At 35.7% G+C, this 25788-nt stretch carries 19 protein-coding genes and 2 tRNA genes; 18 read left to right on the top strand and 3 right to left on the bottom strand.

The genetic code is table 11. From position 1 onward, the window contains the following. Window positions 1–221: 221 nt before the first annotated feature. Both C1A40_RS03220 and C1A40_RS03215 read left to right on the top strand, forming a co-directional pair. Window positions 222–605, top strand: coding sequence for a hemerythrin domain-containing protein (locus C1A40_RS03220; protein WP_241910474.1), 384 nt, complete (start codon window positions 222–224; stop codon window positions 603–605). Window positions 606–1180: 575 nt separating this feature from the next. Next, on the top strand, window positions 1181–2137 hold the full coding sequence (locus tag C1A40_RS03215; protein ID WP_102994650.1) for a glycoside hydrolase family 25 protein: 957 nt from the start codon (window positions 1181–1183) through the stop codon (window positions 2135–2137). Between the two features lie 42 nt (window positions 2138–2179). Here C1A40_RS03215 and C1A40_RS03210 read toward each other — a convergent pair. After that, window positions 2180–2252 (bottom strand) — tRNA-Phe (locus tag C1A40_RS03210). A 180-nt stretch (window positions 2253–2432) separates the two neighbouring features. On the opposite strand from C1A40_RS03210, the gene C1A40_RS03205 reads away from it, so the two are divergent. The 14 genes from C1A40_RS03205 to C1A40_RS03140 all read left to right on the top strand — a co-directional run bounded on the left by C1A40_RS03205 (window position 2433) and on the right by C1A40_RS03140 (window position 21509). Then, window positions 2433–3164 carry a type III pantothenate kinase gene (locus C1A40_RS03205; protein ID WP_102994649.1) on the top strand — a complete coding sequence of 244 codons (732 nt, stop codon included), beginning with the start codon at window positions 2433–2435 and terminating at the stop codon, window positions 3162–3164. Then, window positions 3161–4483: a BamG family beta-barrel-assembly machinery protein gene (bamG, locus tag C1A40_RS03200; RefSeq protein WP_102994648.1), complete on the top strand. Its 1323-nt coding sequence runs from the start codon at window positions 3161–3163 to the stop codon at window positions 4481–4483. Before C1A40_RS03205 ends, bamG begins: the two co-directional genes overlap by 4 nt. A gap of 2 nt (window positions 4484–4485) precedes the next feature. Then, window positions 4486–5865, top strand: a complete 1380-nt coding sequence (locus C1A40_RS03195) for a hypothetical protein (protein WP_102994647.1) — start codon at window positions 4486–4488, stop codon at window positions 5863–5865. Beyond that, window positions 5865–6419, top strand: coding sequence for an LPS export ABC transporter periplasmic protein LptC (gene lptC, locus C1A40_RS03190; RefSeq protein ID WP_102994646.1), 555 nt, complete (start codon window positions 5865–5867; stop codon window positions 6417–6419). Before C1A40_RS03195 ends, lptC begins: the two co-directional genes overlap by 1 nt. Window positions 6420–6489: 70 nt before the next feature. Further along, complete coding sequence (locus tag C1A40_RS03185; RefSeq protein ID WP_102994645.1) at window positions 6490–6684, top strand: hypothetical protein; 195 nt, start codon at window positions 6490–6492, stop codon at window positions 6682–6684. Next, entirely contained in the window at window positions 6685–7974 is a 1290-nt protein-coding gene (locus C1A40_RS03180; RefSeq protein WP_102994644.1) for a hemolysin family protein, read from the top strand. A 132-nt stretch (window positions 7975–8106) separates the two neighbouring features. Next, window positions 8107–10236, top strand: coding sequence for a peptidylprolyl isomerase (locus C1A40_RS03175; protein WP_102994643.1), 2130 nt, complete (start codon window positions 8107–8109; stop codon window positions 10234–10236). Between the two features lie 156 nt (window positions 10237–10392). Further along, window positions 10393–11373: a thioredoxin-disulfide reductase gene (gene trxB / locus C1A40_RS03170; RefSeq protein ID WP_102994642.1), complete on the top strand. Its 981-nt coding sequence runs from the start codon at window positions 10393–10395 to the stop codon at window positions 11371–11373. Between the two features lie 249 nt (window positions 11374–11622). Then, entirely contained in the window at window positions 11623–11862 is a 240-nt protein-coding gene (locus C1A40_RS18755) for a GIY-YIG nuclease family protein (protein ID WP_102994641.1), read from the top strand. Window positions 11863–11919: 57 nt separating this feature from the next. Beyond that, window positions 11920–11994: transfer RNA gene (locus C1A40_RS03160), tRNA-Pro, on the top strand. Window positions 11995–12354: 360 nt separating this feature from the next. Beyond that, on the top strand, window positions 12355–13554 hold the full coding sequence (locus C1A40_RS03155) for an IS4 family transposase (protein WP_102994338.1): 1200 nt from the start codon (window positions 12355–12357) through the stop codon (window positions 13552–13554). A gap of 363 nt (window positions 13555–13917) precedes the next feature. Next, window positions 13918–17976, top strand: coding sequence for a chondroitinase-B domain-containing protein (locus C1A40_RS03150; protein ID WP_102994640.1), 4059 nt, complete (start codon window positions 13918–13920; stop codon window positions 17974–17976). A 371-nt stretch (window positions 17977–18347) separates the two neighbouring features. After that, window positions 18348–20567, top strand: coding sequence for a discoidin domain-containing protein (locus C1A40_RS18635; RefSeq protein ID WP_102994639.1), 2220 nt, complete (start codon window positions 18348–18350; stop codon window positions 20565–20567). Between the two features lie 132 nt (window positions 20568–20699). Continuing rightward, window positions 20700–21509 (top strand): HAD family hydrolase, encoded by an 810-nt coding sequence (locus C1A40_RS03140; protein WP_102994638.1) that lies wholly within the window; start codon window positions 20700–20702, stop codon window positions 21507–21509. Window positions 21510–21568: 59 nt separating this feature from the next. Here C1A40_RS03140 and C1A40_RS03135 read toward each other — a convergent pair whose 3' ends face one another. Further along, window positions 21569–22258: an NUDIX hydrolase gene (locus C1A40_RS03135; protein WP_102994637.1), complete on the bottom strand. Its 690-nt coding sequence runs from the start codon at window positions 22256–22258 to the stop codon at window positions 21569–21571. Between the two features lie 576 nt (window positions 22259–22834). Between C1A40_RS03135 and C1A40_RS03130 the strand changes: the two genes are divergently transcribed. Continuing rightward, window positions 22835–23647 (top strand): SDR family oxidoreductase, encoded by an 813-nt coding sequence (locus C1A40_RS03130; protein WP_102994636.1) that lies wholly within the window; start codon window positions 22835–22837, stop codon window positions 23645–23647. Between the two features lie 11 nt (window positions 23648–23658). Beyond that, complete coding sequence (gene uxuA, locus C1A40_RS03125; protein ID WP_102994635.1) at window positions 23659–24819, top strand: mannonate dehydratase; 1161 nt, start codon at window positions 23659–23661, stop codon at window positions 24817–24819. 148 nt (window positions 24820–24967) lie between these two features. Here the strand turns inward: uxuA and C1A40_RS03120 are convergent, their stop codons facing one another. Continuing rightward, complete coding sequence (locus C1A40_RS03120) at window positions 24968–25690, bottom strand: head GIN domain-containing protein (RefSeq protein ID WP_102994634.1); 723 nt, start codon at window positions 25688–25690, stop codon at window positions 24968–24970. Window positions 25691–25788: the final 98 nt, after the last annotated feature.

Raw genomic sequence — 25788 nt, 5'->3', positions numbered from 1 at the left:
TGCATACGGTACTTCGTTTGGGAGGGCAGTATGGACTTGTGCTTTTACTTAAAAAAATAATAAATAGGTGAACTGTATTTAAGGCGCTTAATTATAGCTAGATAAGAAGCGCTCTAATTTCCTCTGAATTTAAAAACAATTTTTCAATACATTAAAACTTAAAAAACATGATAACCATATTTGAAGCCTTAAGAAAAGATCACGATACCTAACGAAATTTATTGGAGCGTTTAGTGGCTACTTCTGGCGATACCGAGGCTAGAGATGTCCTATTTAAACAGCTGAAACATGAATTGGATATGCATGCCAATGCCGAAGAACGTCATTTCTATAAACCCCTAATGAGCAGTGATAAAATGCAGGAAAAAGCCAGACACGGTATTGCAGAGCATCATGAAATTGACGAGTTAATTGAAGCTTTAGAGGAAACAGACTATGATTCGTCGGTTTGGTTAAAAATAGCAAAAGACTTAAAGCATAAGGTAGAACATCATTTAGAAGATGAAGGGCATGCTTTTTTTCAATTGGCAGGAAAGGTGTTTACCGAAAAACAGAAAACAGATTTAGCAAAAGATTACCAGGCTTATATGACTGAAAATGTTTAAGTTGAATTAAAAAAACAAATTAAAACGAATTTGAAGCAACAAAATATGGGTAGTATTCAGCTCAATTTTTAGCTTCAAAGTTCTGGAAACTTTGAATAAGAGGTCGTCTTAAAAAAAATACTTGATGTGATATAGACCCTTTTGGTGTATTTCTAACTAAAGCTTCATTGGGAAGATTTTGGGTAAAATCAACGTAATAAATCAAATTTTATGGGCTCTTAATACCATCTCTTTTTTTGTTTAATACAGTTCATTACAAAATTTTTGGAGTACATGAATACCTTAAAATAATATTATTTTTTTATCGGTTGGTTAGTATGAAAAGACCTTGGCTAAACACTTTTTAGTTGGGGTCTTTTTTGTTGTCTATATCTCATGAAATCAGGGCTAATACCTTCTCGTTTTTGTTGTAAAAAATATTTATTATCAGACTTAAATTTTATCATTTTGAATTGTTTTTATTCATAACTTTAGTAGTGATAATCGAACATCGTTAAATATAACCAAGACACGGTGTGTCGGTATCAGGAAGAGTCATGTGTACTAATTTTGTTTGTAGGTAAAATGATAAAACAATGAAACTTTTTATAAGTGATTTAATGGGTATCGAAGATCCTGTTAAATTTTTAATGTGGGTTTTTATAGTGTTAATGGTGGTTTTTTTGCTGTTCTTGGTTACGCTAAGGGCTGGGAACAAGCTGGGGAAAAGGCACGTTGCAGTTAAAAAAACTTACGGTTTGATCTATTCTACACTTTTAATTGGAGCTATTATTATAGGTGGTATTACAGCTTTGGAGGTTAATAGTAATCAATCCAAACAGATTGTGCGAACAGCCGATCAAATCGAAGCAATTGAAAGCTTAGAGCATATTGGAAATGAAAATTCACACTACCTTTTTGGTATAGATATTTCCCACTATCAAGGTGAAATAAAGTGGCACGAAGTTAAAGGTGCTGATCAGTCTATAGAGTTTGTGTTTATTCGATCAACTATGGGTAAAGACGGTAAGGATACCCGCTATCATAAAAACTGGGCAGATGCTAAAGAGCATGGCTTTATTAGAGGGGCTTATCACTATTATCGGCCGAATGAAGATTCCAATGCTCAATTTAAAAATTTTGCAGAAACAGTTACTTTAGTTGATGGTGATTTTCCATCCATTCTAGATGTTGAAGAGCCAAGTAAATTTGGTGATAAAAAATTGAGAGCAGGGGTTTTAAACTGGTTGAAATTAGCCGAAGCTAAATATGGTATCAAGCCTGTGGTTTATACGGGTAAGCATTTTTATGACACCCATTTAAAAGGATATATTGAAGATTATCCGTTATGGATTGCAGCATATTCTGGGAAAGGTAGAGTTAGCGATGTAAACTGGACTTTCCATCAGTTTTCTGAATCTGTTGAAATTCCAGGTATCGATACTCAAGTTGACGGTAATAGTTTTAATCTTAGTATGGAGGATTTAAAAAGTATGTGCTTGGGTGAACAAGATCACTCCAAGAAGTACTGGAAACCTAATAAAATTAAATAAAATAAAAAAGCCCTGAAAATTATTTCAGGGCTTTTACTTGTGTGGTACCTCCAGGAATCGAACCAGGGACACAAGGATTTTCAGTCCTTTGCTCTACCAACTGAGCTAAGGTACCTCGCTAAAGCGGTTGCAAATATATAGCCTATTTTAGATTCTGCCAAATCTAAAAGCTAAAAAAATCATTTATTTTTAATTTTTTTTTAATTCAAAAGCTAACTAATTTAATGTTAATTAAATATGGTGTGCCTTTGTTATTACTTCTTCTTTTGTAAATTTACGCTTTTTTGAATTATAGATGAATTTAGTTATTGATGTTGGGAATTCTTTGGTAAAACTTGCGGTATTTGATGCCGATGAGCTTCAGGAAAAAAGAATTGTAGCGTTAGCAAACCTTTTGAATGTTGTTAGCGCCTTAGAAATAGATTTTCCCCAGCTTAATAAAGCGGTGGTTTCTTCCGTAGGGCATTTAAGTAGCGATCAAATAGAAAATTTAAAAAAAGCTTTCAACTTACTTGTTCTAGATGCTCAATTAAAATTTCCCTTTATAAATGATTATGCTACACCAAATACTTTAGGCGTCGATCGTATCGCTTTAGTTTGTGCCGCAGTGAAGCGCTTTTCAAATAAAAATGTACTCATCATTGATGCTGGAACATGCATTACTTACGATTTTATATCAGCCGAAAGCAGGTATTTAGGCGGAGCTATTTCTCCAGGATTAAGCATGCGATATAAGGCTTTAAATAATTTAACTGCAAAATTACCGCTATTAGAATTAACTATTCCAGAGCGTCTCATAGGGAACTCTACAGCGGCTTCCATTCATTCAGGTGTGGTGCATGGTGTGCTTCATGAAATTGACGGTACTATATCGAGTTATAAAAATAAATATTCAGATTTAACAGTTATTTTAACAGGAGGGGATACGAAATTCTTGTCTAAACAATTAAAAAGTAGCATATTTGCCCATTCTAATTTCCTTTTAGAAGGATTGAACTATATTTTACAACTTAACTCAAACGAATGATAAAAAAACTTGTATTAGTTTTTATTGTAATTTTTGCAATTAAAGGTCATAGCCAGCAATCAACAGTTTCTCCGTATTCATATTATGGGATTGGTAATCTCAATTTTAAAGGAACTGTTGAAAACAGGAGTATGGGAGGTTTGAGTATATATAATGATAGTATTCATGTTAACTTACGAAACCCGGCCTCTTTTGGAGGTGAGAACCTGGCTTCTTGGGGTGGAAAAAGTAGACCGGTTAAGTATACGGTTGGTGGGTCTTACCAGAGTACAACTCTTAAAAGTGAAACCGATAAAGGAAAAACATCATCTACAACCTTTAATTATTTAGCGATGTCTTTCCCAATTGGGAAATTAGGCTTTGGTGTTGGTATCATGCCTTATAGCTCGGTAGGTTATAAACTTGATAATTTAAATGATGATGGTAATTTAGGAAATCGTTTTAGAGGCGAAGGCGGAATTAATAAAGTATTCCTAGGAGTGGGTTACCAATTGTTAAGTGGGCTTTCGGTTGGTGCCGATGTGCAGTATAATTTTGGAAATATTCAAAATAGTATTATTGCTTTTCAGTATGACGGCGAAATCCCAACCCAATATCAAACACGTGAGGATAATCGATCGGATTTAAGTGGTGTTAATTTTAATCTTGGGGTTTCTTATAAACGAATGCTTACCGAAAGATTAGAGTTAGTATCTGGATTAACGTATACGGCTCAAAGTAATTTGCATTCGGTTAATGAACGTAGTTTCTCAACCATTGTTATCAATTCAAACACAGGCGTAGAGTCTGCATTAAATACCATTGAAGACAATTTAGAGAATAAAGGATTAAAGGAAACCGATTTAACTCTGCCTTCAAGAATTACCTTTGGTGTAGGTATTGGCCAGCCAAGAAGTTGGTTTTTAGGAGCCGAATACATGGCGCAAAATACTAGTGAATTTGGAAATCCTTTGTATGATAACACAGGGGCAGAGTACGAAAACAGTTCCAGATTATCTTTTGGAGGTTTTTTAATTCCGCAGTATAACTCTTTCTCAAACTACTTTAAGCGTGTAGTTTATAGAGGTGGTTTAAGAATGGAGAAGTCGGGTTTAAATATTAATGATGAGTCAATTAAAGAGTTTGGCATATCTTTTGGAGCAGGACTTCCAGTTGGGGATAATAGACTGTTTTCAAATGCAAATTTAGGCCTGGAATTTGGTAAACGTGGAACCACAGAAAGTAATTTGATACAAGAGAATTTTATAAATTTTCAAATAAGTCTATCTTTGAACGATAGATGGTTTCAAAGAGAAAGTACGATTAACAGATTAAAATAATTATGAAGACAAAAATCACATTTTTAACACTTTTATTTATTGGATTAAATTTTGGTTTTGCACAGCAAGATGAAGAGTGCATTTCAAAACTTTCAATATTTCATGAGTATGCGAAAGCTAAAAATTACGACGCGGCTTACGAGCCATGGATGGCCGTTAGAAAAAAATGTCCAAAGTACAGTAATGCTATCTATGCAGATGGAGAGAAAATCTTAGACCACAAAATTGATAAGGCAAAAGGAGCAGAAAAAGTTGCTTTTATTAATGATCTTGTGAAATTATGGGATGAGCGTGCCTTACACTTTGCATCTAAAACGCCTAAAGGGGAGTATGCAGCTAAGTCTTGTCAGTTATTATACGACAACAGAGATGTTTTAAAGAAAACAGATGAGGAGTTATACAAGTGTTTTGATGAGGCTTATCAATTAGATAAAGAGACTTTTACAAACCCTAAAAGTTTATACACGTATTTCTCTTTAATGGTTGATTTATATGATGCAGGTAAAAAGCCTGCAGCCGATTTATTCAATAAATATGATGATATCGCTGAAAAAGTTGAAGGTGAAATCCAAAATTACTCTGAAGACTTAAACAAATTAATCGCAAAGGAAGAAGCTGGTACGGCTTTAACTAAAAAAGAAGCAAAATATAAAAAGTACTATGAAAGTTACTTAAAAGCTTACGATCAAATTGCTTCTGGTATCGATCAAAAATTAGGGGATAGAGCAAACTGTGAAAACCTTATTCCTTTATACAAAAAAGACTTCGAAGCGAATAAAACTAATGCTGTTTGGTTACAAAGAGCTGCAGGGAAAATGTCTGAAAAAGAATGTACAGGCGATCCTTTATTCTTTAAATTGGTAAATGCTTACCATGAGTTAAGTCCGTCGGCAAACTCTGCTTATTACTTAGGGATCTTAAAGGATAAAGAAAACAAAACGAATGAAGCTATTAAATTTTACGAGCAAGCTATCAGTTTAGAAACAGACAACTTTAAAAAGTCTAAACTTTACTACAGAGTTGCTACCAAGTTTAAAGCGAAACACAGTTATTCTAAAGCAAGAGATTACTATAGAAAAGCACTTAGTCTTAACCCGTCTAACGGAAGACCTCATATTGCTATTGCAGCGATGTATGCAGCAAGTGCCAATGATTGTGGTAAGGATAATTTTGATAAAAGAGCTGTGTATTGGTTAGCTGCCGATGAAGCTAAAAAAGCGGCTAGAGTAGATCCAACCATGTCTAGTGCAGCAGCTAAATCTGCAGCAAATTACTTGCATAAAGCACCTCAAAAAGCTGAGATCTTTAGTTCTGGAAGAGCTGGCCAAACTATTAATATTGGTTGTTGGATTGGTGCTTCGGTAACCGTGCCAAGTATCTAATGAAGCCCCTTATTTCAAATAAAATTTTAAACATAGTCACAGTTTTTACTGTGGCTATGTTTTTTTCATGCCAAGATAATTTTAAAGAAGTCCAAAAAATTGGGATTTCTGAAAATGAACCCATCGGTGTAGACTATAATCTCAACTTAAAATATACCGATTCAGGGCGAGTAGCTGCTAATCTTATCAGTACAAAAACATTAGATTATTCAAACAGAGACTTCCCTTTTAATGAATTTGTAGATGGCGTTCAATTGGATATTTTCCATGAAGAAAATAGAAAGAGTACCGTAGTTGCCGATTATGCTATTAGGTATACCGAAACCGAGTTGATTGATATGCAAGGAAATGTTGTGATTACTACCCACGATAATCGGGTGTTAAAAACAGATCAGTTGTATTATGATCAAAAAAATGAATGGCTTTACACCAACGAGCATGTTTCTTTCAAATCGGAGCAAGATATTATTAATGGGCATGGCTTCGACTCCAATGCAAAATTCACAAATGCCGAAGTTCTAGAAGTTACCGGCATTATTACCCTAGAAGAATAAAACGCTTTATTAAAAAGCGACTTTCTCAATTTTAATTACCTTTACACATTAGTAAAATTAAATATCAATCATGAAATATTCTAAGATTTTTCAATATGCTTATTTAGTATTCGCCGCTTTGTTTTTATATGATGGTGCCGTAAAATGGGAGGTCAATCCGGATAAAGCTTATATATCTATGGCATTAGGAGGTTTGGCTATTTTTATGTTTTTCTTCCGAGGGAAATTTAGAAGGAAATATGATGATAAAGATAATTCCAAGTAAATGAGCGTTTATGTAATTATTATAATTGCATCTTTAATACTTTCTGCTTTTTTCTCAGGTATGGAGATTGCTTATGTGTCTTCAAACAAAATCCATGTCGAGATTGAAAAGAAGCAAGATGGCGTATTGGCACGGGTTTTAAGAAAACTTACCGCCAAACCATCAAAGTTTATTACTACCATGCTTATTGGTAATAACATTGCCTTGGTTGTATATGGTTTTTTTATGGGCGATTTATTAGTAAGTTGGTTTCAATCGCTTCTACCTACATCTTATGGTTTTCTAGATTATTTATTAACCGATTTAAGTTTGCTCTCACAAACCATTATTTCAACTTTAGTAATATTAATTACAGCCGAGTTTTTGCCTAAAGTTTTTTTTCAAATTTATGCCAATAGCCTCATTAAAGCTTTGGCTATTCCTGCTTATTTTTTCTATTTCTTTTTCTCGTTGGTGTCCGATTTTGTGATTTGGATTTCCGATATCATTTTAAAAGTGTTTTTTAAAACGGAAGGCGATCAAATACAATTGGCATTTACCAAAGTGGAGTTAGGAAACTATATTAGTGAGCAAATGCAGTCTGTTGAAGCGCATGATGATGTCGATAGTGAGATTCAGATTTTTCAAAATGCCCTAGAGTTTTCGGAAGTAAAAGCTAGAGAGGTGATGATTCCTAGAACAGAAATTATTGCCGTTGAAATTAACGATTCCATAAAATCATTAAACGCTTTATTTACCGAAACGGGACGTACTAAAATTTTGGTATATAAAGAAACCATCGACGATGTTATTGGCTACGTGCATTCCTTCGAGTTGTTTAGAAAATCTACAAACATCAAATCGATGATTACCCCTGTTGAATTCGTTCCAGAAACGGTACTGATTAAAGATGTGCTTAGCGTGCTTACCAAAAAAAGAAGAAGTATTGCCGTGGTGCTCGATGAGTATGGAGGTACTTCGGGTATCATGACTGTAGAAGATATTGTTGAAGAATTGTTTGGTGAAATTGAAGATGAACACGATTCTGTAGATCTTATTGAAGATGTTCTAGATGATGAAACCTATAAATTCTCTGCACGTTTAGAAGTGGATTATATTAATGAAAATTACAAACTGGAACTTCCTGAAAGTGAGAACTATGAAACCCTGGGAGGCCTTATTGTGAATCATACCGAAGAAATTCCTGCTCAAAATGAAATCGTAAAAATAGACAACTTTCAATTCACCATTTTAGAAGTCTCGAATACTAAAATTGATTTGGTCGAACTTATTGTACTAGATGACGATTAAAATACAAAGTTCTACTTTTTTTATTAAAAGGAAAATGGTATTTTCGCGCACGATATTTTTGTCAGTTAGTCTATAAATGACAGCAACTTAACTAGAAATCCCCAAAGGGGACATTAAAAATTTAATTTACAAATGGCAGTTTTAAACAAGATTAGACAACGTTCACTATTCTTAATATTAATTATTGCGTTAGCACTTTTTGCTTTTGTATTAGCAGATTTATTCAAAAACTCTGATGCACTTACAGCAAAATCTCAAAATGTTATTGCTACGGTTAACGGTAAAGAAATTACACGTGAAGACTTTTTACAAAAAGTTGAAATCGCGCAAAGACAAGCGGGGCCAACGGCTACAAATACCCAAGTAATGAATCGTGTTTGGGAGCAAGAAGTAAGACAAGCCATTATGGAGTCGCAGTTCGAAGAGCTAGGTATTACTGTAGAGAAAGATCAAATGAGAGATTTATTGAGAACATCTTTAGCTACAAGCCCTGAGTTTTTAAATGAAGCTGGCATATTCGATGAGAATAAATTAAATGAATATATCGCTAATCTTAAAGAAACTTCGCCTGCAGGTTTTCAAAGCTGGGTAAATTACGAAAAGCAAATCGCTGCAAATGCGCTTAACCAAAACTATTATAATATGGTTAAAGCCGGTTTAACAGGGACTTTGGCCGAAGGGGAATTAGAACACCAATTAGAAGGTAACAAAGTGGACCTTAAATATGTACAAGTAGCGTATACTTCAATTCCTGATAGTCTTGTGAAAATTAGTAAATCGGACATCTCAGAATATATCAATGAAAATAAAAAACAATTTGAAGTAGAGGCTTCAAGAGATATTCGTTTTGTTCAGTTTAACGAGGAAGCATCTGTAGAAGATGAAAACATGATTAAAGAAGAGCTGAACAGATATAAAAAAGGTCAGTTGGTTGATGCAAATGGTAGAAAGAATGTCATTACACCTTTTGCTGAAGCTACCGATAATGAAGATTATATCAACTCTGTTGCTGCTTCAGATATTAAATTCAATAACCGTTTCTTATTTAAAGAAAACTTACCTGAAGAACATGCTGATGCTATTTTTAATTTAGAAGAAGTTCAAGTTTACGGGCCTTACAAAGAATTGGGATATTTTAAAATTTCAAAAATTGTTGCTGTAAAACAAATTCCAGATTCAGCTAAGGTTAGACATATTTTAATCCCTTTCTTAGGGGCTAGAAGTGCTGCTCCCCAAGTGACACAAACCGAGGCGCAAGCTAAATCTACTGCCGATAGTTTATTAGCTGTTTTAAAAACAGATCGTTCTAAATTCCCAGAATTTGTTACCGAGTATTCTTCAGATCAAGGAAGTGTTTCTAATGAAGGGCGCTACGATTGGCATGCTTATGGTTCTATGGTTCCAGAATTTAACGATTTCGAGTTTGGAGGTAAAGTAGGTGACTTAGGTGTTGTAAAAACAGCTTTCGGTTTCCATATTATAGAAATTGAAGGACTTAAAGACCCTAAGAAAGCCGTTCAAGTAGGGACTATAGCTAGAAAAATTGAACCATCGGAAGCGACTACAGATAAAGTATTTAGAGACGCCTCTAACTTCGAAATAAAAGCAGGTGAAGGCGATTTTGAAACTGTAGCCAAAGAAAATAAGTTCACAGTTCGACCAGTTAATGGTATTAAAATTTTAGACGAAAGTATTCCTGGTGTTGGAAATCAAAGACCAATTGTACGTTGGGCTTTTGAAAAAGATGTAGAAGTTGGTGATATCAAACGATTTAACATTCCTGGTGGTTATGTTATCGCACAGGTTGTCGCTCAAAACAAAGCAGGTTTAATGTCTGTTGATGATGCAACAGCACGTGTTTTACCTATTCTTAGAAAACAAAGAAAAGCTGAAATGATTAAAGATAGAATTTCAGCAACTGCTTTAGAAGAAATCGCTGCTGCTGAAAAAACGTCTGTTAAAACAGCTACAGGGATCAACATGAAAAATCCAACAATTTCTGGAGCTGGAAGAGAACCTTTTGTAGTTGGAGCTGCTTTTGGACTTAATGAAGGAGAAACTTCTGGTTTGTTAGAAGGTGAAAAAGGGGTGTATGCTATTCAAGTTACTAAAGTAACACCTGCAGTAAAATTAGAAAATTATCAAGCGGCTGCTAATCGTGTTGAGCAACAAAAAACAAGTATCGTAAATGCGAGACTTTACAATGCTTTAAAAGATGCTGCCGAGATTGAAGATAATAGAGCTGAAGCACAAATTCAGTAGCTAATTTATCTTATAAATAAAATGATTCAAAGCCCCGTTTTTTGGGGCTTTTTTGTAGCTATAAGTTATTATTATCAATATATAAAAACTGTTGATAAATTAACTGTAAGTTTTCTAACAAAAAAGCTACTTTTGTGATGTTAAAAAGTTAAGATTATGTCTGAAACAATAGAAAAAGTAAAATGCCTTATTATAGGATCGGGACCAGCTGGTTATACAGCTGCTATTTATGCTGCTCGAGCAAACATGAATCCTGTTTTATATCAAGGTACACAACCAGGCGGTCAATTAACAACGACTAACGAGGTTGAGAATTTTCCTGGATATCCAGAAGGTGTTACTGGACCAGAAATGATGATGGAATTGCAAAAGCAAGCAGAGCGTTTCGAAGCCGATGTGCGTGATGGTTGGATCACCAAAGTTGATTTCTCTAGCGATGTACATAAAGTTTGGGTAAACGACGAAAAAGAGATTCACTGTGATACCGTTATTATTTCAACAGGGGCGTCTGCTAAATATTTAGGATTAGATTCAGAACAAAAATATTTAAAACTTGGAGGCGGAGTTTCTGCTTGTGCGGTTTGCGACGGATTCTTTTATAGAAATCAAGAAGTTGTTATTGTTGGTGCTGGTGATTCTGCCTGTGAAGAAGCGCATTATTTATCAAAGCTTTGTAAAAAAGTGACCATGCTTGTTCGTAGAGATGAGTTTAGAGCCTCTAAAATTATGGCTAATCGCGTTAAGAATACAGAAAACATCGAGATTTTGTTTAACACGGAAACTGATGAGGTTTTAGGTGACGGACAAGTAGTAAACGGTGTACGTGTTTATAATAAAGTAACTAAAGAAAAACATGAGATTCCAGCAACTGGTTTCTTCGTGGCCATTGGACACAAACCAAACACCGATATTTTTAAAGGGTTTTTAGATTTAGATGAGACAGGATACATTATTAATGTGCCTGGTACTTCTAAAACGAATATAGATGGTGTATTTGTTTCCGGTGATGCCGCCGATCATGTATACAGACAAGCCATTACAGCGGCTGGTACTGGTTGTATGGCAGCTCTTGATGCAGAACGTTACTTAGCGTCTAAGGATGCCGATTTTGAAGTCGCTACTTCAACCTACAATTAAAATAAAATCTAAAATTGATTTAAAAGTCAATAACTGTGTCATATTGAGCTTGTCGAAATATCTTCATGTACCCGCACCCCTTTGGGTTTCGACAAGCTCAACCTGACAAGTAACAAGTTGTCTACTTTTAAAACAATTTCATTAAAATCACAAGATACTTTATCTCATGATTTAAATCGGGATGTGGCGCAGTCCGGTTAGCGTATCACGCTTGCAGCGTGATGGTCGTTTTGAAAGCCAAAAAATTAAATGGAGTATTTAGTTTATATCATATTTAGTGAGACACTTAACCGATATTATGTTGGACAAACCAAGAATGTGGATAAACGTTTAGCTACTCATAATCAAAGAGGGGCTAAATACACAAGTAAAGGAGTTCCTTGGGTTTTGATCAAAACTTATAGTTTTAGCAGTCGTACAGATGCTATATTGATAGAAACAAAAATAAAGAAACGTGGAATTAAGAGATATTTAGAAGATAATAGTTGATTTTATTTTGAGTTGTCCATCTAATGTCAAGTGTGTTAAATAAATTAAAGTAAATATCGGGATGTGGCGCAGTCCGGTTAGCGTACACGGCTGGGGGCCGTGTGGTCGCAGGTTCAAATCCTGTCATCCCGACTAAATGATCTACACTGTTTTACGTAAAATGTTTTTCACATTTTTAAGCAAGACGGTTTAGATCATTTGCAACGAGGGTTTTTATGAATTATTTAAATCCTGTCGAAGCAAAAAACACATAAGTGATTCTGAAAAGAGTCACTTTTCTTTTGAAAAAGACATTTCTAAAACCTCAAAACCAAAACTTGAATCTTCGTTCTAACAAAAAAACACTTTTTATCTGGTTTTCATAAATGTAATTTTTGACTTGTTTTTTTATATATTTTATCATTAGTGTCCGATAAAAGATTTAAAAAGCGGGATTTCCAAGATAGGATTTCCCGCTTATTTTGTATCTTGAAGTTATCACACATCCAAGATATGAATAAAAGTAAAAACTTTAGCGGACAACCCATAATCAAACAGGTATTAAATTTCATTTTGCCCAAAGATGTTCATCGGACAGCCAAAAAGCACAACAGCGATCGCTATACCAAAAAGTTTACCACCTATGAGCATTTGGCCACTATGGTATTTACCGTGATCAGTGGCTGTAGCTCACTTCGTGAGGTTTCCAGTATTATGCTTGCCTGCGAGGGAAAGATCAACCATCTAGGACTCACGGACTTTCCAAAACGCAGTACCTTGTCAGATGCTAACAGGAGAAGAAGCTCTGAAGTATTTGCCGATATTTATCATTTACTCTACAAACGTTACCATCGCTTTTTATCGGACAGCAGACCCTTAGAACCTGCAGTGAAGAACCTTAAAATCGTTGATTCCTCGACCATCCCCCTATTTAGTGACATTCTTAAAGGTGTAGGAAGGAACCCGCTCAACGGCAAAAAGAAAGGAGGTATCAAGATGCATACTATGATAAACGCCATGGAAGACGTTCCTTGTCTGATTAAGTTTTCAAGCGCGGCCACGCACGACCACACCTTTTTAAAAGACCTGGAACTCAAGAAGGGCTCTTATGTGGTTTTTGACAAAGGGTATGTGGATTATGAGCAATACCAAAAATGGACACTGGAAGATGTTTACTTTGTGACTCGGCAAAAGGACAATGCTCGCTATACAAGCCTTGAAGAGTTTGATATCTCCAATAAAGTGGACGATGCTGTCCTAAAGGACGAAAAAATAGGGCTTACGGACAAAAACGGCAACGCTTTTTCCCTGAGGAGAATCGCTTTTTGGCACGAAAAGCACCAAAAAGTTTATGAGTTCATCACTAATAATTATGATCTTGATGCAGACAAAATAGCCGACATCTATAAAAATAGGTGGCAGATTGAGACGATGTTCAAGCGGCTTAAACAGAACTTTCCGCTAAAGTATTTTTTGGGAGACAATCAAAATGCCATCGAAATACAAATCTGGGTCAGTTTGATAATCCAGCTCATTATGCTTGTGATCCAAAGAAAAGCCCAAAGAAACTGGGCTTATTCCAATATGATGTCCGTCATACGATACCATTTGATGACATATATCGATTTGTTCAAATTCCTGAAAAACCCAGAAGCTAATTGGGAAGAGATTACAACCAAAAACATTGGGCAATTAAGCCTTTTTGACCCATAAGGAGGTTCTGTTTTCAAAATAAAGAGTGCGATCAATAAAAAAGGCCAACACCAAAGCTTTTTTAGCTAATTCTGTTTTTTATCGGACAACAATAATATTTTATAAAATTCAGAAGCTTTAAATGTAGATATAGCAACAGTTTTCAAGTGTTTTGATATGTGTTTTAATCATGAAAAATACTTTTTATCGAATTCGTTTCAAATGTTAATTAACGTGTTGTTTGTCTAAAATGTTGATTTTCAGTTGTTAAATTATCTTCTTTCTTTTACATTGCGTAAGAATCAAACTGGTTCACCACTTTGAATAACCAGTTTGATTTACCAATTAAACCATTTTTTTAATTAAAACTTAAACTAAACTTAAATGAAACATTTTTTATTTAAACGAATTGGCCGCATGGCTCTTTTCGTTACGACCCTTTTGTGCGCTTTACAGACCTATGGCGCCGATTACACCGTTAGCTCAGCCGATGAGTTTAACGCATTAAGCCTATCTCCTGGAGATGTGGTTACTTGGACCAACGGAACCTACAGTGATGAACAAAGAATTAATTTCACTGCAAACGGAACTGCTTCAAACCCGATTATCTTAAGAGCACAAACCCCTGGGAGCGCAGTCTTTACGGGCTTAACCAATATGGATATTTCTGGAGACTATGTTGTTATCGATGGGTTCTACTGGAATGGTGGGCCTGGCAGTAATAATCACATTCAATTTAGAAAGAGTAGTGCTTACGCCAATCATTCAACCATTAGAAACTGCGGATTTAATAATCTAACCCCTAGTGGTACAGATAAACACCGCTGGATAGTACTTTATGGTACCAATAACGTGGTTGAAAATTGTTCTTTTCTTAACAAAAATAGCCCAGGAGCTCTAGTATTGGTAGAACTAGAGTATAATGATTATAACCCTGTAGGGCATATCATAAGAAACAATTATTTCTATAATTATATTAAGCGTGACCCCTCTACAACGCATTCTGGCGACAGTGAAACAATTCGAGTTGGTACAAGCGAATTTCAAGATAAAAGTGCAAGCGTAACTGTAGAAGGTAATTATTTTTACAAAGCTGATGGTGAAAACGAAATTATAACCAACAAAAGTGCCGATAACGTATACCGCAACAACACTTTTAGAAGGTGTAGAGGTTCTTTAGTGATGCGACATGGAGCGCGTGCTAAAGTAGAAGGAAATTATTTTCTAGGAGAAAATGTTGAAGGTACAGGGGGTATTAGAATCACCGATAGTTACCATGTTATTACCAACAACTACATTCAAGATGTGGTGAGTAGTGGCGATAAATGGAATAATGGTATCACGCTAGTAGGAGGATCTGATACTTCTGGAGGAACTACTAACGGCTATCAAAAAGTAGATGGTATCGTGGTTGCTTTTAATACCTTATATAATGTGGAATCGCCAATTTTTTATAACGATCGTTCCAGCTACGATCCAACTGGGGTTTTAGCTTATAATGTTGTTTATAGTACAGAATCGAATATTGTAAGTGGTGATATTTCTGGAACTGGACAAGGCATGACTTACGAGGGCAATATTTTTGGAGGTGCACCTATTGGTATTTCAGATTCTGGAATTACAGAAGCCAACGCTAATTTTTCGGCTAGCGGTGAAATTTTTAAGCCTAGTGCTTCAGGGGCAGCGGCAAATGCAGCCGGTAGCGCTTATAGTTCTACTGTAAATAACGATATTGAAGGACGTACAAGACCGAATTCTAATATGGATGCTGGTGCTCACGAGGTGAGTGGTGCTAGTGGTTCTGCAACTTTTGCACCACATACCAATAGTATGGTTGGTGTTTCTGTAGGTGCTAGCTTTTTGGATGCTACAGGTAACGGAAGCTCAGGTGATTATTTATCAGTGGCTTCTTTGAGTGATTTTCCTGCGGAAGGAGACACAGCAACAGTAAACGTGTCTTCAAACGTAAGTTGGGCGGTTACTGATAACCAATCTTGGATTACAGTATCGCCATCTTCTGATTCTGGTAATGGTACTATTAACGTTACTGTTCAAGAAAATACAGCCGATTCAGAGCGCTCAGGAACTATTACAGTAAGTGGTTCTGGAGTGTCTAACCAAACGATTCAAGTAACACAAGAAGCTGCTTCATCAGGAAATGTCGAAGTGTCTTCTGTGGCTTTTTCAGCTAGCAATTTAAATCTGTCTGTTGGAGAATCTCAATCTTTATCTGTTACAGTAAGTCCTTCCGATGCATCGAATAAAAGCGTGAGTTATAGTACGAGTAGTTCGAGTGTGGCTTCAGTAAATTCAGATGGTGTTGTTACCGGTCATGCTGAAGGTCATGCTACTATTACCGTAACTACCGACGATGGTGGGTATACCGATACTATAAATATGACCGTTGAAGAAGCGCCAACACCTTCGGTAGGTGATAATGTAGCTTTAAATAAATCGGTGCAAGGTACGGGTACAGCCGATGGAGTTCATGTGGCATCTAATTTGGTTGATGGCGATACAGGCACACGATGGTCGGTTTCCGGCTTTCCACAAACGGCAACAATCGATTTAGGTTCTGTATACACTTTAGGAAGTACCGAATTGGTATGTTATAATGATAGAGCTTACCAATATACTATCTCGGTATCTAATGCCCAGAATGGCAATTACACCGAAGTGGTCAACAGAAGTAGCAACACATCGGGAGGAACAACTTCAAATCCGATTGCTGATTCTTTTGATAGCATTGATGCCCGATTTGTAAAAATTACAGTAACAGGAGCAGATTCATATACCGGAAGCTGGGTAAGCTTATTAGAGCTTCGTGTGTTTGCTGGCGAAGATGCGCCATCAACAGTGGCGGTAACTTCAGTGTCATTAACACCTTCAAATGTAACTTTAGATGAAGGCGATACCGAGCAACTTTCGGCAAGTGTTAGTCCGAGTGATGCGACTAATAAAGAGGTAAGTTACAGTAGTAGCAATACCAATGTGGCTACAGTAAATGCTAACGGTGTGGTTACGGCAGTTTCAGAAGGTTCGGCTAATATTACAGTAACTACAGATGATGGGGATTTTACCGATACAACTGTGGTAACCGTAAATGGGAGTGCTAATAACGGTACTGTGCCTTACGATTTAGTTAAGTTTCAAGATTATTTAGTGCAGTGTAAATTACAATCGCCGTTAAGTGGCACAGAAGCTACCGACGCCGAAATTATTGCTGGCTATGCTTCAAATACATTTTATGTTGCCGATGGCGATAAATTAGCGTTTTATCAAACTAGAGATTCAGGAGGAACATCGCAACGATCGGAATTAAGATTCCTAGAAAACTGGTATGTCGATGGGAGTTCTCAAACGCTTCACGCCAATGTAAATATTATAGAGCAAACCTGTGAGCAGTTAACCATCATGCAAATTCATGATGATGCCAATGTTGGTAGTGGGCCAAATAAACCTTTATTACGTGTTTACCAAAGTGATGACCATTTATGGGCTGCAGTTAAAGTTGATGCTGCAGGAGTAAGTACAACTCATATCGATCTTGGAGCGACACCTAGCGGCTATTTTGATTGTGATATTACTATAGATTCTGGCGATATGATCGTTGAGGTTAATGGTACAGAATTAGTCAATGTCGATGTATCTTTTTGGTCATTCCCAAGTTATTGGAAAAATGGTGTCTATCTACAAGATAGTGGTGAGGCTACTGTTTACTTTAATGAGTTAACCTTAACAGGTGGCGGGTCTGGGCCTACACCAACTTCTACCAATGTGGCTTTAGAAAAATCGGTGTCATATTCTAGCGAACAATCGACTAATCCAGCCGCTAACCTTGTTGATGGTGACGAAGATTCTAGATGGTCGGCTCAAACCTATCCAGAATGGGCGATTGTAGATTTAGGAGGACTTTACACCATTCACAGCACCGAGGTTATTTGTTTTAACGATCGAGCGTATCAGTATACCATAGAGGTTTCTGAAGATGGTAATAACTTTACCGAAGTTGTCGATCGTTCTAATAATTCTACAGGAGGTTCAAATGGGGCTCCAATTTCAGATGACTTTAGCGAAATTGATGCGAGGTATGTGAGAATATCAGTTTCGGGTGCCAATAGTTATTCTGGAGATTGGATAAGTATAGAGGAGCTTAGAGTGTTTGGTTATTCATCAGCAACATCAAAATCAAGCAGTTCTAAATTAGAAAACGACAGTTTACAAATGGTTACGCTTTGGCCAAACCCAGCAAGTCACACGGTAAATATTAGTGGGCTAGATACGGCGTCATCGGTAATGGTTTTCGATCAAACCGGTAAAGTCGTAATCAATCAACCGTTAGTAGGAGATTCGGTAGATATTTCAAACCTAAACTCAGGCGTTTATATTTTTAGAATTATTGGTAATGATAAAGTTATTAATAAGCGAATTATTAAAAATTAAACAAGAAAGGATGTATTAACCCGTCTTAGAATTTGAATTTAGGTCAAAAAAGCAGATGATTTTAGTCATCTGCTTTTTTTATGAGCTAACCATAGGAGTTTAAATTGAGTATTTGTTAAAAAATCATATCAAAATATATATATGTGATAATATTTTAGGGGATATTTTATTAGTAGTTAGTAAGAAAAAGCTTCAAAATAATGTATTTCATCGAAAATATAGGTTTTGCAGTGTTTAAATTGTTGGTTGTCAGTTGTTAGTTCGAGTTGTTTCATATACATTGCATAAAATTAAATTGGTTCACCACATTAATTAACCAGTTTGATTAACCAATTAAATGGTTTTATTAAAACAACTTAAACTAAATTAAAATGAATCTAACATTATCAAGTCGCATAAGCAAATTGGCGGTATGCGCAACCCTATTTTTAGGGGCCTTTCAAATAGGAACGGCACAAGCTCCCTCAGACCTCATGCGTAATTGTAACCAATGGAAAATTACTTATCCAGATGGTGTAGAAGAAAAACAATTGTGTGGAAAATCAAACGAATTCTTTTATGTTAACAATTCTGGCGATGCTATCGTTTTTAGAGCGCCAATAAGAAGTGATAACGGAACAACACCTAATTCAAGTTACATCCGTTCAGAACTTAGAGAAAGAGAAGTTGATGGAAGTAAAGATATCTATTGGACGACTGAAGGTTCGCATATGATATATGTAAAACAAGCCATCACACATTTACCAATTACTAAATCTCATTTAGTAGCAACGCAAATTCATGGAAATAAAGCCGATGGTATCGACGATTCTATGGTAATGCGATTAGAAAATTCACATTTATTTTTATCATTCAATGGAGGAAAACTACGTGATGATGTAAGCATTAAAACAGATTATAACTTAGGAGATATCCATGAAGTTATCTTTTTAGTTGAAGATGGTAAGCACTATTGTTATTATGCTGAAGATGGAAACTTATTAAACGCTTTTAACAGCGGAAATGCCTCTTCATACTTAGTAAGAGCCGATGGTAACGACTATGTCATGGACTTAAACTACGATCAAACGTATTTTAAAGTAGGTAACTATACGCAAAGTAACCCTGAAAAGGAAGGCGATGCTACAGACGATCCAGATAACTATGGTGAAGTATTAGTATATGATTTCTTAGTAGATCACGGTGGTGGATCAACCGCTCCTATCGATGTTACGGGTGTATCTTTAAACCCTAGTTCAGTTAGTTTAGCTATTGGTGGAACTCAAGAATTATCTGCTTCTGTAAGTCCTTCAGATGCCTCTAATAAAAGTGTGAGCTATAGCTCTAATAATAATGCTGTAGCTTCAGTAAGTTCTACAGGTGTAGTGACTGCACATTCAGAAGGATCAGCAACAATTACTGTAACAACTTCAGATGGAAATTATACAGATTCAACTAATGTTACTGTATTAAAAGCATCAAATCCATCAGTCGATACGAATTTAGCATTAAATAAAAATGTATCAGGAACTGGATCTGCCGATGGATCTAATGTCGCGGCTAATCTTGTTGATGGTGATACAGGTACAAGATGGTCTGTTTCAGGTTTCCCACAATCGGCTACTATCGATTTAGGTGCCGTTCAAAATATTGGAAGTACAGAGTTAGTATGTTATAGCGATCGTGCTTACCAATATACTATTGAAGTTTCTGAAAACGGAAGTTCTTATACCGAAGTTGTAGACAGAACTAATAACTCAACACCAGGATCGGCATCAAGTCCAATTATAGATGCTTTTGATAGTATTAATGCTAGATACGTAAAAATTACGGTTACTGGTGCAGACACTTACACAGGTAGCTGGGTAAGTTTATTAGAATTAGCTGTTTTCCCAGGTGATGGTAGCAATACCGGTGGTGAGCCAACTCCAGATTCTACCAATGTGGCTTTAGGAAAATCGGTAACTTTTTCTAGCCAACAATCTCATAACCCAGCCTCTAATTTAGTAGATGGTGATGAAGACTCAAGATGGTCTGCAGAATCATACCCTGAGTGGACAGTGATCGATTTAGGTGGTTTATATACCGTTAATAGTACTGAAGTTATTTGTTTTGGTGACCGTGCTTACCAATATACAATTGAAGTTTCTGAAGACGGAAGTTCGTATACTGAAGTTGTAGACAGAACTAGTAATTCAACTGGAGGTTCTAATTCATCTCCAATTGCAGATTCTTTTAATGAAATTGATGCTCGATATGTTAGAATCACAGTAACTGGTGCCAATGATTATTCTGGAGATTGGATTAGTATTGAGGAGCTTAGAGTATTTGGATATTCTAGTACAGCAACATCAAAATCTAGTGCTTCTAAAATTGGAAATGATTCGGTTGAAGCTGTAACCTTATGGCCAAACCCAGCTATAAACACCATTAATATTAGCGGTGCAAGCCAATACCAAAAACTAACTATTTTTGATCAAACAGGTAAAGTGATTTTAAATCAAGCGATTCAAAGTCAATCGGTTGATATATCAAACCTAAAATCAGGAATGTATATTTTCAGACTTGAAGGAAAAGCAGGTGCTGTTAATAAGCGCATTATTAAGAGATAATTTTTCTTAAGAATAAATTTAAAGGCAGATGAGTTAATTTTCATCTGCTTTTTTTTTGTTTTAACATTTTAAAAATATGCATCACCGTTTAGCTTCTTAATAATATTGTATTTTGGTCTTAAAAAGAATATTATGGATTTTTCAAAGGTAAAATTAGTAGTTTCAGATATGGACGGTACCTTACTTAACCCTAAAGGCGAAGTAAGTGCACGATTTTTTAGTCAGTTTGAAGCTTTAAAAAAACATCAGGTTCATTTTGTGGCTGCTAGTGGTAGACAGTACCAAAGTATTCTTCATAAACTAGACCAAATAAAAGATGAGATTTCCATTATAGCTGAAAATGGCGGGTTTATGCAACATGATAATGTTTCAGAGGTGTTGCTGCAATTATCTAAGGAAGATGTACAAAAATGTGTTGAAAAGCTGCGAACAATTACTGGAGCTTATATCGTTTTATGCGGAAAAAAAGCGGCTTATATTGAAACTAAGGATGAGGTATTTATAGCTAAATTCAGCGAATACTATAAGTCTTATGAGGTGGTGGATGATATCACCAAAGTAATTGATGATGAATTCCTCAAGATAGCGGTTTACCATTTTGAATCTTCTGAAACCTGCATTCTTCCTGTTATGAAAGATATGACTCACGATTTACAGGTTACGATTTCAGGAAAAAACTGGCTTGATATTTCTCATAAGGAGTCCAATAAAGGCTATGCATTATCCAAGCTTCAAAATAAATTGAATGTGAATTCAGATGAAACCTTAGTTTTTGGCGATTATAACAACGATTTACAAATGTTAGGATTAGGTTATTTCAGCTATGCTATGGCCAATGCGCATCCCGATGTGAAGAAAATAGCGCGTTTCGAGACTAAAAGTAATGCTGATGAAGGCGTGGAAACCGTGCTAGAAAAACTCATTCTGTCTAAGGTAGGATAGTTTTAAAGCCTAATTTTATGGAAAAGCAATTTTTTTTAACCACAATGAATTACTTCCAATTAAAGTTTCAAATAGAAGTGATTATCCTGTTTGGCATTGTATTGCTCTTCATTAAAAATATATAAAAAAGATCCTTTTGTTGATGAGCTCATATCCTTTTCTTTCAATTTAATAAGCACATCCATAGAATTAATTTTATTTACAAAGTTGCGTTTATCTAACTCTTTATTTAAAATCGCTTCGTAAAGTTTTTGTAATTGACGCATGGTAAATTTTTCGGGAAGTAATTCAAAACCAATGGGATTAATAGAAGTCCTTCTGCGTAGTCTTTTTATAGCTTTATCAAGCATATCATCATGGTCAAAAATAAGCTGAGGTACTTCAGATAAACTAAACCATTTAGCGTTTGTCTTTTTGCTTATTTTTTCGTTGTATTTTTCAATATTAATAATAGCATAGTACGAGGTCGAAATAGTACGTGCTACAGGATCACGATCCACTTCACTAAAAGTATAAAGCTGTTCAAGGTATATGTCATGAACACCTGTTAGCCGATGTAAAACTCTGGCTGCAGCATCGTCCAAAGTCTCATTTTGCTTTAAAAACCCCCCCATTAGCGACCATTTACCTTGTTCGGGTTCAAAGTCTCTTTGAATTAATAAGACCTTTAGGTCTTCATTGTCAAATCCGAAAATAATGCAGTCTACTGCTAAATATACTTTATCTTCAGGGTTATAACCTATAATCATCCTTTATTTTTTAAGGCTAATATATAATAATTCTATAATATATTAACAAGTTCGTGTGGGTTATACATTTGTTTTGTGTTTAAACACCTTGCTGCGTTGTTTTGTGTTAGGTAAATGGCATTCAGAATATTACAAAATACAAAATTTAGTCCTTTCCCTGGAATATCAAAAAGCCTCCGTGGCATATCTAGACCTTAATTTAGTTGTTTGTATTTTGAACTCGTTTGGAATTGTCAAAACCTTTAACTTAATTTGTTCGTGTTTCATACACACTTAAAAACTTTTTGTTCTAAATTGTCAATCAGAGAGTAGACCTTTTTGCCTAAGATAATAATTAGGGTACGCATGACTTTTAAACCCATGAGTACTTTTAAAATGTGATCTCTAAATTTCTGATAATCTTGTAAGTGGTTGCATTATTATGGTCAATTTAGTCGATTGTTAACGATCATTTATGTGATCTAATCGTATTGTTTCGATAGCATTTTTTCTGTATGAGCATACCTAAATGTGGTGTGGTATTTTGAGTAAAAATATCAAAAACCTAAGTGTTTAAAAATAAAATAAAAACAACGCATGAACTTATTTAACTTAAAAGACCAGGTAATCCTTATCACTGGAGCTGCTGGCGTATTAGGAAATAGTATGGCGGGCTATTTGCTTACAAATGGTGCAACTGTAATTGTTTTGCATTATAAACAAAAAACGGTTGATGAAACTGTAAATGACCTCAAGACCATTAGTGATAAAGTTGATGGTTTTGTCTGTAATGTTGTGGACAAAGTGAGTTTACAAGAAGTTTGTGATGCCATTATGAACAAATACCAAAAGATTGATGTTTTAATTAATGCCGCCGGGGGAAACATGCCTGGTGCTACCATTGGGCCCGATCAATCGTTTTTCGATATTGATATGGACGATTTTAAAAAAGTAGTAGATTTAAATCTCTTTGGAAGTATCGTACCTTCTATAGTTTTCGGTAAAGAAATGGTTAAAAAAGGAACAGGTGTTATTATTAATATCTCCTCTATGGCATCTGATAGAGCGATTACGCGCGTGGCTGGATATTCGGCATCTAAAGCGGCAATCGATAATTATACCAAGTGGTTATCGGTTGAATTGGCTACAAAATATGGAGATGGATTACGTGTAAATGCCATTGCACCAGGGTTTTTTATAGGAAAGCAGAACAGAACTTTATTGTTAAAGGATGATGGAACTTTTACCGATCGTGGTCATACGATCATTCAAAATACTCCTATGAAGCGCTTTGGAGAAGCAAACGAATTACATGGAGCTGTACACTTTTTAAGCTCAGATGCTTCAAAGTTTGTAACCGGAATTGTAATCCCTGTTGATGGCGGCTTTAGTGCTTTTAGCGGGGTTTAAAAAAACAAAAGATGACAGAAACATTTAGATGGTTCGGGGTAAACGATCCCGTAACCTTATTACATATAAAACAAGCTGGTGCAACTGGGGTTGTAACTGCTTTGCATCATATTGCAAATGGTGAAATTTGGGAAGTTGAAGAGATTTTAAAGGTGAAAAATGCTATCGAAGCGCATGGCTTTGAATGGGCTTTTATCGAAAGTATTCCCATTCATGAAAATATAAAGCTTCGAAAAGGCGATTATTTAAAACGTATAGCGCATTATAAACAAAGTTTAATTAACGTGGCTTCATGTGGTATTAAAAAGGTCTGTTATAATTTCATGCCAGTTTTAGATTGGACACGTACTCAATTGCATTGGAAACTGGATGATGGGAGTACAGCATTACGTTTTGATAAAATTGAAATGGCTATTTTTGAATGCTATATTTTGAAACGAGAAGATGCCAATTTGGTATATACCACAGAGGTATTACAGCAAGCTAAACAGCGTTTTTCTGAAATGTGTGCCAAAGAAAAACAGCAGCTAGAAGACAATGTGCTTAAAGGACTTCCTGGTACGGTTGATGATTTATCTATTCCGGTATTTAAGGACATGATCGCTCAGTACGACAGCTTATCGCACGCCGACTTAAAAGCTAATTTGTCCTACTTTTTAAATGAAGTTATTCCGGTTTGTGAGGCTCACGGCATTGTTATGGCTATTCATCCCGACGATCCGCCTATAGATATTATGGGTTTACCACGTATTATAAAGTCTGAACAAGATTTAGAGGATTTAATTGGGTTTATAGACAGCCCTGCCAATGGCATAACTTTCTGTACAGGATCGTTAGGGGCTAATCCAGACAATGATTTACCTAAAATGATTAAAAAGTTTGCAAAACGTATTCACTTTTTACACTTAAGAAATGTACGACGTGAAACCAATGGTAGTTTTTATGAAGATAATCATCTAGATGGTTCTACCGATATGTATGAGGTCGTAAAGGCAGTACTTGAGGTTGAAAAAGAAAGACAAGTACAGTGGCCTATGCGTCCCGATCACGGACACCAAATGTTACAAGATTTGGACTCCAATTCGGCATATTCAGGATACACGGCCATAGGACGTTTAAAAGGTTTGGCAGAAATACGCGGATTAGCACTTGGAATTTCAAGAAGTATCTAGAATAAAATAACGACTAAAACTTAGCCCAGATGTCATGCAGTATGCTAAATTTTAGTCGTTTGTGTGAAATAAGTTATTTGTGGCTAAAGTCTTAATTCAGACTATTGATTATTGAAAATGCTTGAGATGAGTTTTTTTCGCCTACAGCCTATTTCTGCTTAATACTTCCAGAAGGATTATTGCTTTTTTCTACTTTTTCAGGGTTTCCAAAATAATTAATATCTCCACCACTTGAGGCTTTGGCGATTAATGAATTAGAAGAGTTTACAGTAATGTCTGCTCCGCTCGAGGCTTTGGCGTCTGTAGTTTCAGCAAATAAATCGGCTGCTTTTATAGCGCTTCCGCTTGAGGCTTCAGCCAATAGGTTTACGGTTTTTCCAGAGAGTTTGAGGTCCGATCCGCTTGACGATTTACACTGTAGAGTCTGGGTGTTCACTTCAAGCTCCATATCACTTCCGCTGCTTGACTTTAGGCTTAATGTTTCAGCGTTTATCGTATTAGTACCGTTAACATCACTGCCGCTTGATGATATAATTTCAGATATGTTTTTAAAATGCACCCTTACTTTTTTAGAGGTAGATTTACCAATATTGTGTTTGGTGTGTATTTTTAAAACCCCGTCTTGAATTTCGGTTAAAATAAGCTCTTGAAGGTTCTCGTCGGCCTCTACCGTAATGCTTACTTCGTCACTTTGGGTTAAATAAACATCCAAACCCTCGGCCGCTTTTATGGTTGAAAAGGCTGCGTTAGTAGGGCGGGTTTCGGTGGTTACATGGCCATTACCTCGTTCTCCAGGACTGATGTCGAGATTACAAGAAAGAAGCATGAAGCTTAATACTGTGCTTACAATGATTTTGATTAAAGTGCTCATAATGTTCGTTTTTTGATGATGATTAATGCTTGATTTTTAATTTGATGTCATAAATATCTTTAGAATATATATGTTGATGAAAATTAAATGATTGAATT

The sequence above is a fragment of the Tamlana carrageenivorans genome (assembly GCF_002893765.1).
Lineage (GTDB): Bacteria > Bacteroidota > Bacteroidia > Flavobacteriales > Flavobacteriaceae > Pseudotamlana > Pseudotamlana carrageenivorans.
This window is presented reverse-complemented; position numbering and strand designations above follow the sequence as displayed.